The sequence below is a fragment of the Dialister pneumosintes genome, from assembly GCF_001717505.1.
Classification (GTDB): Bacteria; Bacillota; Negativicutes; order Veillonellales; family Dialisteraceae; genus Allisonella; species Allisonella pneumosinta.
Genome location: NZ_CP017037.1, coordinates 131,421 through 148,919 on the forward strand (window position 1 = coordinate 131,421; position 17,499 = coordinate 148,919).

General features: G+C 35.9%; 17 protein-coding genes and 5 tRNA genes. 16 read left to right on the forward strand and 6 right to left on the reverse strand.

Annotated elements, in window-relative coordinates:
• Positions 1-103: 103 nt before the first annotated feature.
• The 4 genes from BCB69_RS00605 to glmM all read left to right on the forward strand — a co-directional run bounded on the left by BCB69_RS00605 (position 104) and on the right by glmM (position 4,300).
• Positions 104-1,003 carry a LysR family transcriptional regulator gene (locus BCB69_RS00605; protein WP_022513649.1) on the forward strand — a complete coding sequence of 300 codons (900 nt, stop codon included), beginning with the start codon at positions 104-106 and terminating at the stop codon, positions 1,001-1,003.
• A gap of 133 nt (positions 1,004-1,136) precedes the next feature.
• Positions 1,137-1,961 carry a diadenylate cyclase CdaA gene (gene cdaA, locus BCB69_RS00610; RefSeq protein WP_069176719.1) on the forward strand — a complete coding sequence of 275 codons (825 nt, stop codon included), beginning with the start codon at positions 1,137-1,139 and terminating at the stop codon, positions 1,959-1,961.
• On the forward strand, positions 1,958-2,884 hold the full coding sequence (locus BCB69_RS00615; RefSeq protein ID WP_022513647.1) for a CdaR family protein: 927 nt from the start codon (positions 1,958-1,960) through the stop codon (positions 2,882-2,884). The genes cdaA and BCB69_RS00615 overlap by 4 nt, the downstream gene beginning before the upstream one ends.
• Positions 2,885-2,956: 72 nt before the next feature.
• Complete coding sequence (glmM, locus tag BCB69_RS00620; protein WP_022513646.1) at positions 2,957-4,300, forward strand: phosphoglucosamine mutase; 1,344 nt, start codon at positions 2,957-2,959, stop codon at positions 4,298-4,300.
• 37 nt (positions 4,301-4,337) lie between these two features.
• On the opposite strand, the gene BCB69_RS00625 is transcribed toward glmM, so the two are convergent.
• The 6 genes from BCB69_RS00625 to BCB69_RS00650 all read right to left on the reverse strand — a co-directional run bounded on the left by BCB69_RS00625 (position 4,338) and on the right by BCB69_RS00650 (position 10,085).
• Positions 4,338-5,453, reverse strand: coding sequence for a metal ABC transporter permease (locus tag BCB69_RS00625; RefSeq protein WP_069176720.1), 1,116 nt, complete (start codon positions 5,451-5,453; stop codon positions 4,338-4,340).
• Entirely contained in the window at positions 5,453-6,367 is a 915-nt protein-coding gene (locus BCB69_RS00630; RefSeq protein WP_022513644.1) for a metal ABC transporter permease, read from the reverse strand. The genes BCB69_RS00625 and BCB69_RS00630 overlap by 1 nt, the downstream gene beginning before the upstream one ends.
• Positions 6,345-7,106, reverse strand: coding sequence for a metal ABC transporter ATP-binding protein (locus BCB69_RS00635; RefSeq protein WP_173644812.1), 762 nt, complete (start codon positions 7,104-7,106; stop codon positions 6,345-6,347). Before BCB69_RS00635 ends, BCB69_RS00630 begins: the two co-directional genes overlap by 23 nt.
• 143 nt (positions 7,107-7,249) lie before the next feature.
• Positions 7,250-8,203: a metal ABC transporter solute-binding protein, Zn/Mn family gene (locus BCB69_RS00640; protein WP_069176722.1), complete on the reverse strand. Its 954-nt coding sequence runs from the start codon at positions 8,201-8,203 to the stop codon at positions 7,250-7,252.
• 200 nt (positions 8,204-8,403) lie between these two features.
• Complete coding sequence (locus BCB69_RS00645) at positions 8,404-9,690, reverse strand: M18 family aminopeptidase (RefSeq protein ID WP_069176723.1); 1,287 nt, start codon at positions 9,688-9,690, stop codon at positions 8,404-8,406.
• Positions 9,690-10,085: a hypothetical protein gene (locus tag BCB69_RS00650; RefSeq protein WP_069176724.1), complete on the reverse strand. Its 396-nt coding sequence runs from the start codon at positions 10,083-10,085 to the stop codon at positions 9,690-9,692. Before BCB69_RS00650 ends, BCB69_RS00645 begins: the two co-directional genes overlap by 1 nt.
• 180 nt (positions 10,086-10,265) lie before the next feature.
• Here BCB69_RS00650 and BCB69_RS00655 point away from each other — a divergent pair, with 180 nt between their 5' ends.
• The 12 genes from BCB69_RS00655 (at position 10,266) to tuf (ending at position 17,488) form a co-directional block, all read left to right on the forward strand.
• Complete coding sequence (locus tag BCB69_RS00655) at positions 10,266-11,078, forward strand: Cof-type HAD-IIB family hydrolase (RefSeq protein WP_236887192.1); 813 nt, start codon at positions 10,266-10,268, stop codon at positions 11,076-11,078.
• 21 nt (positions 11,079-11,099) lie between these two features.
• A complete protein-coding gene (gene rapZ, locus BCB69_RS00660; protein WP_022513886.1) occupies positions 11,100-11,993 on the forward strand; it encodes an RNase adapter RapZ in 894 nt (297 codons plus the stop codon).
• A 1-nt stretch (position 11,994) separates the two neighbouring features.
• The gene (locus BCB69_RS00665) at positions 11,995-13,329 is read left to right on the forward strand and encodes a gluconeogenesis factor YvcK family protein (RefSeq protein WP_069176725.1); all 1,335 of its coding nucleotides are present in this window, start codon (positions 11,995-11,997) and stop codon (positions 13,327-13,329) included.
• 2 nt (positions 13,330-13,331) lie between these two features.
• A complete protein-coding gene (gene whiA / locus BCB69_RS00670) occupies positions 13,332-14,264 on the forward strand; it encodes a DNA-binding protein WhiA (RefSeq protein ID WP_069176726.1) in 933 nt (310 codons plus the stop codon).
• A 62-nt stretch (positions 14,265-14,326) separates the two neighbouring features.
• Entirely contained in the window at positions 14,327-15,337 is a 1,011-nt protein-coding gene (locus tag BCB69_RS00675) for a hypothetical protein (protein WP_069176727.1), read from the forward strand.
• A 21-nt stretch (positions 15,338-15,358) separates the two neighbouring features.
• Positions 15,359-15,598 (forward strand): DUF951 domain-containing protein, encoded by a 240-nt coding sequence (locus tag BCB69_RS00680; RefSeq protein ID WP_069176728.1) that lies wholly within the window; start codon positions 15,359-15,361, stop codon positions 15,596-15,598.
• 153 nt (positions 15,599-15,751) lie between these two features.
• A tRNA-Thr gene (locus tag BCB69_RS00685) sits at positions 15,752-15,827 on the forward strand.
• 3 nt (positions 15,828-15,830) lie between these two features.
• Positions 15,831-15,916, forward strand: a tRNA-Tyr gene (locus BCB69_RS00690).
• Between the two features lie 5 nt (positions 15,917-15,921).
• Positions 15,922-15,997 (forward strand) — tRNA-Met (locus BCB69_RS00695).
• A gap of 37 nt (positions 15,998-16,034) precedes the next feature.
• Positions 16,035-16,110: transfer RNA gene (locus BCB69_RS00700), tRNA-Thr, on the forward strand.
• Position 16,111: 1 nt separating this feature from the next.
• Positions 16,112-16,188 (forward strand) — tRNA-Met (locus BCB69_RS00705).
• A 112-nt stretch (positions 16,189-16,300) separates the two neighbouring features.
• Entirely contained in the window at positions 16,301-17,488 is a 1,188-nt protein-coding gene (gene tuf, locus BCB69_RS00710; RefSeq protein WP_022513038.1) for an elongation factor Tu, read from the forward strand.
• The last annotated feature ends 11 nt before the right edge of the window (positions 17,489-17,499 follow it).

A 17,499-nucleotide genomic window follows, 5' to 3' on the forward strand; every position in this document is an offset into this window, starting at 1 on the left:
GGTTAAAAGTGCAGTAAGTACAATGAAATATAAAGAGTTATTACTATAGTGTATATAACTATGTGCAGGTTAGATAATAAAATATATCAATGAGAGGATACCTATGGACTATAGACATCTAAAGTATTTTATGGAAGTAGCACAGCAAAAAAGTTTTAGTAAAGCGGCAAGAAGTCTTCACATTTCGCAGTCAGCAATTAGTCGTATGATTAAATCTTTGGAAGATGAAATGGGAGTTACTCTTTTTATTCGTAATGCTAAGACTGTAGAACTTACTGCACCTGGAACGATTTTCTTAAATTATGCTAAACGAGCTCTTTTTGTGTTTGAGCATCTTAAATCAGATTTTGAAAATGAATTTAACCTGAAACAGGATACTGTGGAAATTGGGTTACCGCCAATTACCGATGCACATGTATTTGCAAAATTGTTAGGAAAATTTAAAGCTGCCTATCCACAAGTTGCAATTAAACTTTATGAGCATGGATCTAAAATTATTGAATCTTCGGTGCAAGAAGGAGTTATTGATGTAGGAATTATTTGTACTATTCCTAATAAAAATTTTGAGTCTTTTTTCTTATCAGAAGATCGTATGTGTGTAGTTATGCCTAAAGGGTATCCCTTAGAAGAGCAAAAAGAAATTCCACTAAGAATTTTAGCCGATTATCCTCTTGTGTTATATAGGGATGATTTTAATCTTCATGATGATATTCTTAATAATTGCAAGAAAATTGGATTTACACCCAAGATTGTTTTTGAGACCAGTCAAAGAGAACTTATGCTTCAAACGGTAGGATGTGGATTAGGCGTTGCTATTTTACCAAGTCGTTTATGTCCATTTAATGAAGAAAATAGTGATATAGTAGTTCGTCCACTTACAGAACCCAAAATGACACATCATTTATATGCAATTTGGAAAAAAGGTAGATATTTATCCAGAGCAACTCGTTTATGGATTGAATTTACAAAAGAACATTTAGCCTTTTTACATAATGATATTTAACTTATTGTATGTAAATTTTGAAAAGAAAAAGACAAAAGGATATATCCTTTTGTCTTTTTTAACAATCGCCTGATAATATGATAAAATAATACTGCATATGATATATAATGCTGGTATTAAGTAGAGGAATTCTATGTTTAGTCAAATCACTGCTTTGTTTATGACAATGAGAGCTTGGGATATATTAGATATCCTTGTAGTTACACTTTTTTTATATAATATCTATATATTGATGAAAAATACTAGAGCGACAGCTTTGTTAAAAGGGTTGCTTCTTTTAGGATTGTTTACTTTATTAGCTAGATGGATTCATTTACATGCAGTAAGTTGGATTATGGAAAAGTTGATGACCATGATTTTAGTTGCACTTCCTGTAGTATTCCAGCCTGAACTTCGTAGAGCATTGGAACAAATTGGGCGTGGTAAATTTTATATATCTTCTCCTATTATGACGGAGCAGGAGTGGGGAGGAATTATTGATAATGTAGTAGACTCCGCTTTTGCTATGGGGGAGAAGAAAATAGGGGCATTGATTGTATTTGAACGTATGGTTGGATTAGATGATTATATAGATACTGGTATACGTTTAGAAGGGCTTGTTTCAGAAGAGTTATTGGGAAATATTTTTATTGTCAATACGCCGCTTCATGATGGTGCTGTTATTATTCGTGAAAATAGAATTATGGCAGCAGGGTGCTTATTGCCGTTAACTCGAGATAGAACACTTTCTTCCGAATTGGGGACAAGACATCGTGCAGCTATTGGAATTTCTGAGCAAGCGGATTGTGTAGTGGTGGTAGTTAGTGAAGAAACCGGGATTATATCTTATACTTATGGCGGACATATTTATCGTCATGTAGATGCGGAAACGTTACGAAATCGGCTTCGTGGTTTTCTTATGCAAGGACATCGAAAAGGTGTGAGTGATGTAATTCAGAAATGGAGTCCACTTAAATGAATATAACAAAATTACAATGGTGGCTTCCTAAGATATTATGTCTTATTGCAGCATGTGCTTTTTGGGCATATGTTATGAATGAGCAAGATCCACAAGTGGAAAGCACCTATATAGTACCTGTTGAAGTGAAGAATTTAGACAGATCTTTAGTAGCTATAAATGTACCTACAGAGATCCAAGTAGTGGTTCGTATGTCTAGAAGTCAAATGATAAAGACTCGAAGTGATGATATTAAAGCCTATGTTGATTTGTCTGAAGTAGCTAGTGGAAATTATGCGAATATACCTATTCAAGTAGTACTTCCTGCTTCTGATGAAACCGTTGTATCAATGACCCCGCAGACTTTTACTCTTACGGTTGAGCCATATGCAGTGAAGAGTATTCCTGTAACAACTGATTTCTTTGGCACACCTAGCTCCAGTTTCTCACCATCTATTGGTAGTGTATCACCTGATACAGTAACGATTGCGGGGGCACAAAGCAAAGTATCCATAGCAGAAAAAGCTATAGTTTCTATAAATATAACCGGTAGAAATGCGGATTTTTATGAATATGACAACATTGGTATTGTTGATGCTGATGGTAAAACTATTACAGGACTTGATATTATGCCTGCACAAGTACAGGTTTCTGTAAAGATTACCGAAGAGCAGAAGACAGGAAATATTCCTATTAAAGTAGTTACTACCGGAACTGTTGCAGAAGGGCATGCTATAAAGAAAATATCTGCACGGCCAAGTATGGTTACTGTAACTGCTCCTATCAGTTTTTTTTCAAAAAATCATGAAATAAAACTTTCAGCAATAGATCTCTCGGGGATGGATACCAGTATTGTAAAAACAGTAGAGATTCCAACTCCGGATAATGGGATCGTTACGCCGGCTACGGTGGATGTTACTATTGAGATTGCCGATAATAATTAAGATAGTATTTTTATGAAGAATAAGTAAGCTGTCAATTAGATATCATACAAAATGATAGTTGGAGGATAAAGAATGGTCACTTTGTTTGGCACGGATGGTGTACGCGGAGTAGTCAATGCTACATTGCTTCCTGAGTTGGCTTATCAATTAGGTAGAGCTGCGGGATCATATTTTAGTGGTATAGCAGGTGTACATCGTTTTTTAGTAGGAAGGGATACTCGCATTTCAGGTACCATGATAGAGGCAGCTTTAGCAGCAGGTTTATGCGCTTCTGGTATTAATGTGGATATTGTAGGAGTCATTCCTACGCCTGGTGTTGCTTATTTGACTAGAACCGGAAAATATGATGCCGGGGTAGTTATTTCGGCATCACATAATCCGTTTCCGGATAATGGAATTAAATTTTTTGATGCGAACGGCTTTAAACTTCCTGATGCTGCAGAGGAAAAAATTGAAGAATTACTCAAGCATAGTGAAGAAATTATTCGCCCTACAGGGAAAGATGTTGGTGTTATTCGTTATGTATATGAGTTAGCAGAACAATATACTGATTATGTATTGCAAACGGCATCTACCGATTTACATGGAATTAAAGTAGTTACTGATTCTGCGAATGGTGCAGCTAGTAATTATTTACCAAGATTATTAAAAAAACTTGGTGCGGAAGTAATTGCTATACACAAAGAACCGAACGGTATCAATATTAATGATAATTGTGGATCTACTCATATAGAAGAACTGCAAAAATATGTGGTTGAAGAGGGTGCCACATGTGGTATTGCTAATGATGGTGATGCAGATCGTTGTCTTTTTGTTGATGAAGAAGGACAATTACTTGATGGAGACCATCTTATGATTATTAATGCACTACGTATGAAACAAGAAGGACGATTGTCTCAAAATCTGGTTGTTGGAACTGTCATGAGTAATTTGGGATTTGGTAAAGCATTAGAATCTTATGGTATTCGTACTTCATTTACTCAAGTAGGAGACAGATATGTACTTGAAGAAATGAAAAAACACGGGTATTCTATTGGTGGAGAACAGTCGGGACATATTATTTTCCTTGATTATAATTCTACCGGTGACGGATTGATTACTGCAGTACAAACTTTAGTTACGTTAAAGGAGAGCGGTAAAAAGTTATCCGAATTACGTAATCTCATGACTACTTATCCACAATTACTGAAGAATGTAAAAGTATATAGTAAAATTGGTTGGGAGAATAATGAACTTATTCAAAATACCATAGAAGCCGCGAAAGCAGAATTAGGAAATAATGGTCGTATATTAGTACGTGCATCCGGAACAGAGCCTTTAATTCGTGTTATGGGAGAAGCAAGTTCCCCGGAATTATTGGAAAGAGTTATTAATGATATTGTATCAGCTGTAGAACAAGAACTTGGAGTAGAATAAAAAGAAACGCTGCAATATATTGCAGCGTTTCTTTTTATTAGCTATGTAAATTCTCTCTATAAAATTGATTGTGCAACTTTCCTTGTTTGGTAGGGAGTAATAGATTTCCTTGTTTTATCACATAACCGTCTTTGATAAGAGATTCACAAATTTTATTTGTAAAAGTCTTAGACCATTTCATATGAATAGGAAGTGTATCTATAGCATTTTCTCTTGTCATTAAATCGGTATTATAGTGAAATAACAGATGCTGTAATAAAGTTTCTCTACCAAATGCAAATTGTTGATTTTTTTTGCGTTGAAAGGACGCGAGTAGACCGGTAGAAGGGGCAATAATAAGCGAGATAATAAAAAGTATACCTAATATTGCTGCCATCATGCCGGCTAAAGACGTATCCAGATAAATAGCGCCCAGTATTCCCAGGATAGATCCTGCCGCACCAAGAAGACAACTAAGGATAAGACGTGAGGTTAGTGTTCGAGTCCAAAGGGCAGCTGTCATAGCCGGAATGATCATAAATGCAATAACTAAAATAGATCCTATGGATTGAAAAGAAGTTACTGCTACTAACGAAACTAAACTCATAAGTCCATAATGAATTAATAGGGGAGAAAATCCCAATGTTGCACAAAGTATAGGATCAAATGTAGCAAGTTTTATTTCTTTGTAAAATAAAGTAATGAGTGAGGAAACAATTAAAAGAATCAGCCCACTTATATAGATTCCTTTGGCACCATAATCTATGCCATTAATCACTAAACGGTCAAAGGGAGCAAACGCTAATTCACCTAAAAGAACACAATCTGTATCTAGATGAACATTTCCTGCATATCGTGTAATTAGAATAACACCTATACTAAACAATAAAGGAAATATTAGACCGATTGCAGAATCCGATGCTACAAGCTTACTGTTATAAAGTAATTCAATAAGCCAAACGGTAAAAACTCCCATTATGGTTGCTCCAATAATTAAAAATGGAGAACTTAAGTCACCACAGATAAGAAAGGCGGTAATGATGCCTAAGAGAACTGTATGACTAATTGCATCTGTAAGCATAGACATTTTTCTTAGTGCTAAGAAATTTCCCGGAAGAGCACAGGCTGTAGATGTAAACAGCGCAATAATCAGAATTTCAGCAAAGGAATTCATTAGGAGCCTCCTTTTAAAATCTCTTTAGATATTTTTTTGCGATGGAAGTATTGACTGATGATACCGCGTTTAGGTGCCAAAAGAATACTAAAGATAGCAAAAATGGAAGCAATAACTACAATTGCCGGTCCGGTCGGCATTTTGGAAATAGTAGAGCTTGCAATGGTTCCCAGTGCTGAAGAAAGTGCACCGATAAAGGCTGATAAAATAACCATTGGTTCTAATCGTCTGGTCCACTGTCTTGCTGCGATGGATGGTGCAATTAACATAGCACTCATTAAGATAATACCTACTGCTTGTATAGAGAGTAGAACAGTAGTCATCGTTAAAAATGATAATAAAATATTTAATTTTCCACCTGGAAAACCTAATGAACGTGCATAATCCGGGTCAAATGCCATTAGCTTTAATTCTTTCCAAAACACACAAACAACTATTAATATTAATAATGATAGACCCGCAGTTAAAATTACATCTCTGTATAAAATAGTTGAGGCTTGTCCAAATATGAATTGATTAAGTCCTGATTGGTTAGCATTTCCGGAATGTTGAATAATAGCAGCAAGTACTAACCCCGCTCCAAAAAATGAGGATAGTATGGCAGCAAGTATTCCATCAAAAGGAAGTTTTGTATATTGTTTAGCAAGAAGGATAATACTTAGTGCGATTAATGCAGAGAAAAAAGCACCTAAAAGAAGTCCATCCAATGTTTTTACACCCATAAACATAAACGCCAACATAATTCCGGGATATGCAGAATGTGCTATACCATCCCCTAAAAGTGCTTCACGGCGAAGTACAATAAATGATCCTAGAATACCACAAAGAATGCCTAGTATAGTAGTTCCTGCTAAAACAATTTGAAATGTATAATCACTCCAGAGTGCTAAATTAAATAAGTGTATTATTTCCATCTGTCATATGCTCCTTTTGTAAGGGAGAAAATGTTTTATCAATGTTCTCCGGGGTAAAAGTTTTTTCTACCGGTCCGGCGGCAATTAATTGTCTGTTAATCATTGCTACTTGATCAAAGTAAAGTGGGACTGTTTGTAATGCATGGTGTACAACTACAATTGTTTGATTATGAGTTTGCATGTCTTTTAAAATGTCAACTATAATTTTTTCTGTTTGGACATCTACACCTTTAAAAGGTTCATCTAAAAGATATACAGAAGCTTGTTGAGCAAGTGCTCTAGCAAGAAAAACCCTTTGTTGTTGTCCACCGGAAAGTTCATTAATTTGTCTATGCTCATATTCATCCATACCTACACGACTAAGCATTTCTTTTGCAATAAGTTTATCTGCTCTTGTTGGACGCTTACACCATCCAATGTGACCATAACGCCCCATCAGAACAATATCTGAAACCGTTGCAGGGAAATCCCAATTAACAGAACCGTTTTGTGGTACATAAGCTATTTTTTTTCTTGCTTTTTTAGGGGAAGTTTCTCCGTCAATAGAAAAACGAATTCTTCCTGAAATAGGGGATAATAAATTTAAAATAATTTTTAAAAGGGTTGATTTTCCTGCGCCATTAGGACCTATAATTCCCAGAAGAGACCCTTTTTTTATATTAAGGTCAAGATCCCATAATACAGGTTGTTCATCATATGCGGCAGTGATATCTTCTAATTCAATAACATGATTTTCCACGATATACCTCTTGGCTTTATAAAATAAATGGATTTATTGTTTAGTAAAATAGAGTTGTAAAAAGCATAGAAACTGAGTTTTGCATAATCTCAGCATCCTATGCTTTTTATATGTATATACGAACAATGTCTTAAAGATTATGCTTATTTTAAAGCACCTGTAATTGTCTTGATATTATGTTCATACATACCGATGTAGGTACCTTCGTTAGTATCGGCATCACCTAAAGAGTCAGAATAAAGTTCACCGCCGATAGAAACATCAAATCCGTGTGCTTTTACAGCAGCTTGTAAGGATTCAATGGTTTTATGAGGAACAGAAGATTCTACAAAAATTGCTTTTATTTTATTATCTGCAATGAAAGCAGCTAAGTTACTGATATCAGAAGTACCTGCTTCACTAGCAGTGCTGATACCTTGAATTCCTTTTACTTCAAATCCATAATCTCTTGCAAAATAAGCGAATGCATCATGTGCAGTAACAAGAACTCTAGATTGAGGTGCAACAGCGTTGACTTCTTCTTTTATTTTTTTGTCAAGTTCATCTAATTTTACTAAATAAGCTTTTAAGTTGGATTCATAGTACTCTTTGTTTTCCGGGTCTTTGGAAGCAAATCCCTTAGCTACTTCATTAGCTGCAGCTTTCCAGTTATTAACGGAGAACCAGATGTGTGGGTCTTTAGTCATTTCACCATCTTCTTCGAAATCGAGTAAAGTAGACTCATCAATGCCGTCACTGACACGAATCATTGGTTTGTTTTGTTTACTGAGATTATCAAAAATGGCACTCATCTTACCTTCTAAATGTACACCGTTATAAACTACAACATCTGCCTTGTTCATGGCATCTACATCACCGGCACTTGCTTGGTAAAGATGTGGGTCTACACCGGCTTTCATAAGTCCGGATACTTCAACTTTATCGCCACCGATTTGTTGTGCTAAATCAGTAAGCATGGTAGTTGTAGCTACTATTTTTAGTTTACCTGAATCATTGGTGTTGGAAGTTGGGCTATTTCCACATCCTGCTGTTGCAAAAGAAAATGCACCGATAACCGCAAGGGCTATATAAAACCATAAAGATATTTTTTTAAACATGGAGTATCTCCTTTATAACATTTAAATAATCTCAAATTTTTCAATAATAGAAAATTTGAGATTAATTATTATTTTTCATATTGTAACACATAAATTCGGGTATGTAAACATAAAGTTTCGGTATAGCTAATTTATAAAAGAGTAGTAATTTATAGTAAGTAACCAAAATAAAAAATAGCAGATGTAAAATCTGCTATTTTTTATTTTGGTTCATCAAAGAATGCAATCATTGAATCAATTAAATATGAAGTGTCTTTTATACCGGCAGTTTCGTAAGAGGAGTGCATAGATAGTTGTGGCAGTCCAATATCTACTGTAGGAATAGAAAGTTTCGTGTTAGAAATATGACCTAATGTAGATCCTCCCGATATATCGGAGCGGTTTGTAAATGTTTGTGTTGGAATATTATGATTGTCGCATAAAGCACGAAAACGTGCGGCACTGTATCCATCAGTTGCATAATGGCGAGAAGCATTATGTTTTATTACGATCCCTTTATTTAAGGTAGGTCGGTTATTAAAATCGGCATATTCCGGATGATTTGGATGTACTGCATGTGCGTTATCAGCAGAAACCATCCAACTACGTGCTATCATCGCCATTGTTTTATCAAATGAATATCCTAAAGATTGTCCTATTCGAAGGACTGTGTTCAATAATAAAGTCGAGCCGGCTCCTTCGTTTGTCCCACTTCCTACTTCTTCGTGATTAAACAATACATATATACAAATATGATTTTGTTTTTTTGCTAATGCATAACCACGGAATGCTGCGAATGCACATTGTAGGTCATCTAGGCGAGGGGAAGATATGAATTCTTTTTCTATGCCCCAGATAGTACCTGGGACACGACTATAAAGAAATAAATCATGACCTAAAATAGAATCAGTTGTTACATTGGCGGCAGCAGCAATCATTTGCATGAATGAAATCTTGGTTTCAGCGGTGCCATATAAAGGAAGAAGATCTTTTTGTATATTCCATGTATAACCTTTATTTATTTCTCTATTCATATGAATTGCTACGGATGGAATAATTAATGTTGTTCCATCTATGGCAATCATTTCAGGCGTAATAGTCCCCTCTTTATTGATATAAATGCGTCCGGCTACAGATAAAGGTCGGTCTATCCAAGAATTCATAATCATACCTCCATATCCTTCTACGTTTAAGCGGATATAGGTATTATCTTGTAATTCCGGATTTTCTTTAATTTGAAAGGTTGGAGAGTCATTATGTGCTGCAACAATACGAAATGAGTAAATTTCTTCATCAGGAACTGTAAAAGAAATTAGCGCTGAACCATTTCGGGTCACTACATAATGACCACCTTTTTCTATATTCCATTCATCTTCTTCTCTAAGTTCTATATAGTTGGAATACACCAAAGCAGATTTCATGTTTTTTACTACATGATAAGGAGATGGACTCTTGGTAATAAAGTGAAGAAGATCTTTGGAAATATCTTCAAATGTAGTTTTTCTCATTATTTTTTATGATTTTTAGCAACTTTTCGTTGATAAACAGCTTCTGCCATAGCGGCACGAGCTTGTATAACCGGGTTGGAAGAGTCAATGGATTCAGGTGTGAAGTTACTTGTATAGTGGAGTTTTTTTGTCTTTTTTTCCAATTCTTTTACTTGAATGGTGCCCGCAGTTCTATCATATATGTATGTATATGTACAGGTTCCATCTTCAGGAAGTTTTTCAATTCCAACAAATTCTAATATTTCATGCCCTTCTGAATTTTTTTTGAAACGGGAGAGCCCCATATCAATAGTTATTGTATCGTTATATTTCCAGAACATTTCTGCAGATACCGGCAAGTTGCTTGCTGCCGATATGACAGCAGTTAATCCGCATATAATTAAAAGTTTTTTCATAATGTATTCACTCACTTTCTTATAATATATAATAACTATTATATTATAACATATTGTGCGATCGGGTATAGTCTTAACGCTTATATCCTTTGTTGTTACATTATGCAGATTTTTATTTGGACCATGTTATAATAAAATATATTTCTTTATAATAAAATGGTATGAATAGGAGGCGTTTTTTTGAATCAAGATATTAAGATGATTGCTATTGATTTAGATGAAACTCTTCTTAGAGATGATATTTCCGTTTCATCCTATACGAAATCAGTTTTGAATAAAGTACAAGAGCTTGGAATTCGTGTTGTTATTGCAACAGGAAGAATGTTTCAGGCAGCACGTCCGTGGGGTATAGAACTTGGACTTGGGGATGTGCCGATGGTAGTTTATACCGGATCTATGACCGCAATGTGTCAAAGTGGAACAATTATTAATTATTTACCTTTAGATCTTGCATTGGCTAAGGATATTTTAAGAGAAGGGCGTAAGCATGGTTGGTATATGCAATTCTATGCGAGAGATGAACTATACGTACCTTTTCGAGATGAGAGAACTTTTACTTATGAAAAAAATTGTAGAGTTAAAGCAAAAGTTATAGGAGATGATTTTTGGAATCCTACAGAAGCTCCTATCAAGATTTTAGTTTTTGAGCAAGATGCTAAAGTGATGGAGCAAGTATCGCATGTAATGATTGAGAAATTTGGCAATCGAGCAGGTTATGTTCGTTCTAGTGAATGTTTTTTTGAGCTTAATAGTAAAGATGCATCTAAAGGTTATGCATTAGAAGCACTTTGTCTTCAGTGGGATATTTCTCCGGATCAGATGATGGTATTTGGGAATGCAGGAAATGATATATCTATGTTAGAACTCACACCATGGTCTTTTGCTGTAAAAAATGCGACAGAATCTGTTAAGAAAGTTGCACAATTTATTACAGATTCTAATAATGATGATGGTGTGGCAAAAGCCTTGGAAAAATATATTTTGAAAAAATAAAGAGATGAAAGGAGGATTATAATGAATACATTTCGTTTAATTATTGTGACGGGTATGAGTGGAGCAGGGAAAACTACACTTATGCAGCATTTAGAAGATATGGGGTATTATTGTGTTGATAATCTTCCTGCCATTTTAATTTCAAAATTTGCAGACTTATGTTGGAAAAGTACATCTAAAGTTCAATATATAGCTATTGGGACGGATACAAGAGGAGGAGCTTTTTTTGAAGCACTTCCTCAAACACTTAAAGAATTAAAGCAAAGGGAAATTCCTTATGAACTTGTATTTTTAGAGGCATCAGATGAAGTATTGGTTCGACGTTATATGGAAACAAGAAAGACTCATCCGTTATCTCATGGCAATCGTATTCAAGATGGAATAGAAGCGGAACGTAAAATATTAGGAGGTATTCGCACACAGGCTGATATGATTATTGACACTACAGATATGAAACCTAAGGATTTAAAAGGAGTATTGCATAGTAGATTTAGTATTCATAAAAATGGAGAGCAGATGGGAGTGACCATATTTTCTTTTGGGTTTAAATATGGGGTTCCTATTGATGCAGATATGGTATTGGATGTTCGGTTTTTAATTAATCCTTTTTATATAGAAGAGTATAAATACTCAACCGGGAGGGTTAAGGAAGTAGCTGAATACATTGAAAAAGAACCGGTTACACAGCAATTTTTACAACATTTATATAAATTCATTGATTTTATAGTTGACGAATTTCAGCATGCGGGGAAAAAACAACTTACAATTGCTATTGGTTGTACCGGAGGGATGCATCGTTCCGTTTTTGTGACAGAAAAATTGAATGCTCATTTAGTAAAACAAATTATTCATGTTAATTTACAACATAGAGATTTGCATCGTAATTTAGTAAAACATGATGCAGATGGGAAATAGTATGAAATTTTTAATACAATGGTTATATCCTGGTTTAAAAATTAAGCGTTGGATGATTTTATTTTCCATAGGCTTATTATTGGTGGTATTTGGTACCACTATTATGTTTAATTATCAAATTTTTGGTGCATTAGAAGAAGAGTTATTTGTATTAGCCTATCAGCTGACCGGTGCTTATAGTTATACTATGCTTGCTGCGTATGGCTCTATATTATCTATTTTCGGAATTGTTTTTATGTTGGTGGGGATACGAAAATTAATTAAACGGTTTATTATATTGATTGCACCGGAAGAACAAAATCAAGTATCTAGGCAAGTGTTAGGACGTATTGAATTATCTAAAGGCCCTCATATTGCGGCTATTGGCGGAGGTCATGGATTATCCATGTTACTTCGTGGATTAAAGAAAAAAACTTCTAATTTGGCAGCTATTGTTACAGTGGCTGATGATGGAGGTTCTTCAGGACGATTACGTGAAGAAATGGATATTATTGCACCTGGTGATTTAAGAAATTGTTTAGTTGCCATGGCGGACAAAGAGTCTGTATTGGAGCAACTATTCCAATATAGATTTGAAGGTAGGGGAGAATTGGCGGGGCATAGTCTGGGAAATCTATTTCTGGCAGCCTTAATTAAGGAGTTTGGCACTCCTGAGAATGCATTGGAAGCGGCTAGTAAAGTATTGAAAGTTAGAGGGAAAGTAATTCCTTCTACAACAGAAGAAGTTCGCCTGGTTGGAAAAATGGATGATGGAAAACTTATTGAAGGAGAATCTGAAATATCAGCATATCCTGCAAATATCGTGAAGTTATCAACAATTCCTGAAAAACCAAAAGCGGTAATAGATGCTGTTGAAGCTATTCATAATGCGGATTTAATTGTATTGGGGCCTGGAAGTTTATATACCTCGATTATGCCTAATTTGCTTGTACCGGAATTGTTAGAGGCTATAAAAAAGAGTGAAGCACCTTGTATTTATATTTGTAATGTGATGACACAACCGGGAGAAACTGTAGGATATACAGTAGGACAACATTTAGAGGCATTGATGCAGGTAGTTGGAAAAGGGGTTATTGGTTATGTTTTGGCTAATAAACAAGAAGTAAATGTTGATACATTAAGCAAATATGTTGCAGCAGGATCTACACCTGTTAAAATCGATGAAGAAAAAGTGGAGCAGTTAGGAGCTATTCTTATTACTGCAGATTTATTAGGAGAAACTGCAGGAGCCATACATGACTCGGATGTACTTGCGAATGAATTAATTTCTATAAGAAATCTTTTACATGCATCAATTAGTACTGATAGCTTAAAAGCTTATTTGAAAGGAAACTGACCATGTCATTTACAGAAGAAGTTAAAAATGAGTTGGCCCGTTTGCCAAGAGAAAATACGGCGTGTAGGACAGCTGAGCTTCTTGCTCTTTTGCGTATGAGTGGAACGGTGATTACCGGTACAGAAGGGAAATGGGGGCTGGATTTTTCAACGAGTAGTAACGCTGTAGCACGTCGTGTTCTTATTTCATTAAAAAAAGATTTTAATTTAGAACCGGCAATTTTGGTGAGACAAGGCCGCAGACTTCGAAAAAAGAATGTATATACATTGACTGTATTACCTTTTGAAGGAGGGAATCACTTCTTAGAGAAAATGGATATTTGGTCATTGGGAAAGATTAATGACTATAATAATTTAAAAACACAAGAAGAGAAGAAAGCCTATTTGGCAGGAGCTTTTTTAGGTGGTGGGACAGTTAGTCGTCCACAAAGTGATTATCATTTAGAATTAGTTACTAAGTCATCTATTTTTGCAGAAGAAATATCAAAGGTAATGAAAGAGCTTTCTTTACATCCCAAATTAACAGAGCGAAAAAATGATTATATTATTTATTTAAAAGATGGGGATGAAGTGGGCCGATTTTTACAACTTATCGGTTCTGCACATTGCTATATGGAGTTTGAAAATGTACGAGTAATGAAAGATATGAGAAATCGAGTCAATCGACAGGTAAATTGTGAAACTGCCAATTTGCAAAAGTCTGTAGATGCTGCATTACGACAATTTCAGCAGGTGCAACTTATTATGAAATACATGGATCTTACCGAACTTTCTCCTAAGATAAAAGAGGCAGCAGAGATGCGATTGAAAAAACCTTATTTGTCTTTAGGAGAATTGGCGGAGTTGTTAGATATTAGTAAATCGGGACTGGCACATAGATTTCAAAAGATTTCTGCTATTGCTAAAAAAATAAAATCTGAAAATAATTTAGAATAAAAGGTGAGATTAAGTTGCAGTACATTAAAAAACTTTTGAGTCTATTATTATGGATAATACCTATGGCGAGTCATGCCATAAATATTTCATCGGTCGTAGATTTGGAATATCAAAGTATTCCTATGAGAACTACTCTGAGTGAGGGGGATATGCTTATTTCAGACAGTCCTGAATATCCATCTTCTTATGGTATTTTGGCTAGAGGAACTATGCAAGGTAAGGGACGTATTTATTATTACAATGTAAATGATACGGGTGGAATTGCACAAATTGTAACTTATGTAAACAGTAATAAAGACACCATCCTCAAAGTAAAAAGGAATATAACAGGGGATACAAGTTTAGATTACATTCATACAGGAAGAACTTTATCCAAGGTGGAAGCAAGAGATAAAAAAGAAGAAGTGGAACAAACTATTTCTTTAAAAGCAGATACACTTACTATTTTAACAACCGGTGAATCACAATTTATTCCTGAGGCACACTTGGCAAGTGGAATAATAGATGTGGAAACTTTAAACCCGGTTACCTTTGGTGTGGCTATTTTACCTGTAAAAGATAAAAGTATAAAAGAACAAATAAACCAAATTGAAAATGCAAAAATTTTAGAAGCAGATGCACATGATAGACGTGGAATTTTTCCTTTATCTGTTATAAAAGAAAGCATTTCTTGTTGGGATATCAGTAGTGGCCCGGGGAAATTGATTATTGGTGACGGGGTAGAAGATTTATTTTATCAAGGGTATGATGAACTGGATGGGCAACAACGTGTCAATGCAGGAAACTTTGGAATGACATATGATGTAATAATTCATACTTGTGGTAAAGGACAGTATAGACTATATTTCAATCCTTTAGGCGGGATTTATGAAGGCGTTTTTACTATTAAGGAAAAATCTTTGCCTTTGGTTTATGAAGTAAAAGGTCGTAGAAGATATTTTGGAGAAAAAACAATTAGAGATACTTGGTCTATGGGGGTATGGCATGCGGGTCAGGATTTGCATTTACATTTTGTCATTGCAGGAGCTACATATCTACCTTTTCAGTTTTTGTTAGTACCAATAGATGCATAGCTTGTAAATAATGGGGGAGTTATGAAATTTATACAATATAAAATTGGAGACATAGTGCAGATGAAGAAAAAGCATCCATGTGGATCTCAAGAGTGGGAAGTTGTGCAGTTAGGGACGGATATGCGAATAAAATGTTGTAATTGTGAGAGAGTACTTTTAATTGCACGTCCTAAATTTATAAAAGGCACAAAAAAGATATTAAATAGAGATATGAATGAAAAGGTGCATATCCAAAAACGAGAGGAAGAAAACATTTGTTGATGGAACAAATATTTTACTAAAAATATAGACAATTATATTGTGGAATGGTATAATCAATAAACGTGATAGGAATGTGAAACAAACCTAATGATGAAATAAAAAATGCTTGACAATGTAAATTGTTTCTTGTACAATAACTTTCGTCACTTATCTGCTGGCATAGCTCAGTTGGTAGAGCAGCTGATTTGTAATCAGCAGGTCGTAGGTTCAAGTCCTATTGCCAGCTCCATATGGATGGATGCCCGAGTGGTTAAAGGGAGCAGACTGTAAATCTGCCGGCTCACGCCTACATAGGTTCAAATCCTATTCCATCCACCATTTTTCGCGGGGTGGAGCAGTTGGTAGCTCGTCGGGCTCATAACCCGAAGGTCGTAGGTTCAAGTCCTACCCCCGCAACCATGTTTTTTCGCAAAACTATTTTGCTTAATATAGCTTTGCTGATATAGCTCAGTCGGTAGAGCGTATCCTTGGTAAGGATAAGGTCACCAGTTCAATCCTGGTTATCAGCTCCATGGCGGTATAGCTCAGTTGGCTAGAGCAAGCGGTTCATACCCGCTGTGTCCGGAGTTCAAGTCTCTGTACCGCCACCAAAATGACATTAAGACCCTAGGGGTCTTTTTTATTGCTTTCTTCTTGTGAAACATAGTATAAGAATGTATAATAAGTAAAGCAAAAAACTTTTTTATAATGGAGGAAATAAAAATGGCAAAAGCACATTATGAAAGAACAAAGCCACATGTAAATATTGGTACTATCGGACACGTAGACCATGGTAAGACTACCTTAACTGCGGCAATTACCAAGGTATTGGCAGATGAAGGTAAGGCAGATTTCTTGGATTATGCATCCATTGATAAAGCACCGGAAGAAAGAGCACGTGGTATTACCATTAATACCTCTACCATTGAATATGAAACCGAAAAACGTCATTATGCACACGTAGACTGCCCAGGTCACGCTGATTATGTAAAGAACATGATTACCGGTGCAGCACAGATGGACGGAGCTATTTTGGTAGTATCTGCAGCAGACGGTCCAATGCCACAGACACGTGAACACATTTTGTTGGCTAAGCAGGTAGGCGTACCATCTATCGTAGTATTCTTGAACAAGGCAGATCAGGTAGATGATCCGGAATTGATTGACTTGGTAGAAATGGAAGTAAGAGATCTTCTTTCTGAATATGGCTACCCGGGCGATGACACTCCAATTACTGTAGGTTCTGCACTTGGTGCATTGAATGGAGATGCTAAGTATGAACAGGCAATCCGTGATTTGATGCAGAGTGTAGATGACTACTTCCCGACTCCGGAACGTGATACTGATAAGCCATACTTGATGCCGGTAGAAGACGTATTTACTATTACCGGACGTGGTACCGTAGCAACCGGTAGAGTAGAACGTGGTACCATGAAGGTAGGGGACGCAGCAGAAATCGTAGGACTTCAGGAAAAGCCAACCGAAACCGTTATTACCGGATTGGAAATGTTTAGAAAGACATTGGATCAGGCAATGGCAGGTGACAGTGTAGGTGCATTGCTTCGTGGTATTGACCGTGATGACATTGTACGTGGACAGGTAGTAACTAAGCCGGGAACCGTACAGCCACATACAGAATTTACCGCACAGGTATATGTATTGACTAAGGAAGAAGGCGGCCGTCATACACCGTTCTTCAATGGATATCGTCCACAGTTCTTCTTTAGAACGACAGACGTAACCGGAAACATCGGATTGCCGGAAGGAACCGAAATGTGCATGCCGGGAGATAACATTGAAATGAGCGTACAGCTTATTACCCCAATTGCAATGGAAGAAGGACAGAGATTTGCAATTCGTGAAGGTGGCCGTACAGTAGGTGCAGGCGTAGTAGCAAAGATTATTAAGTAATAAAACTTTAT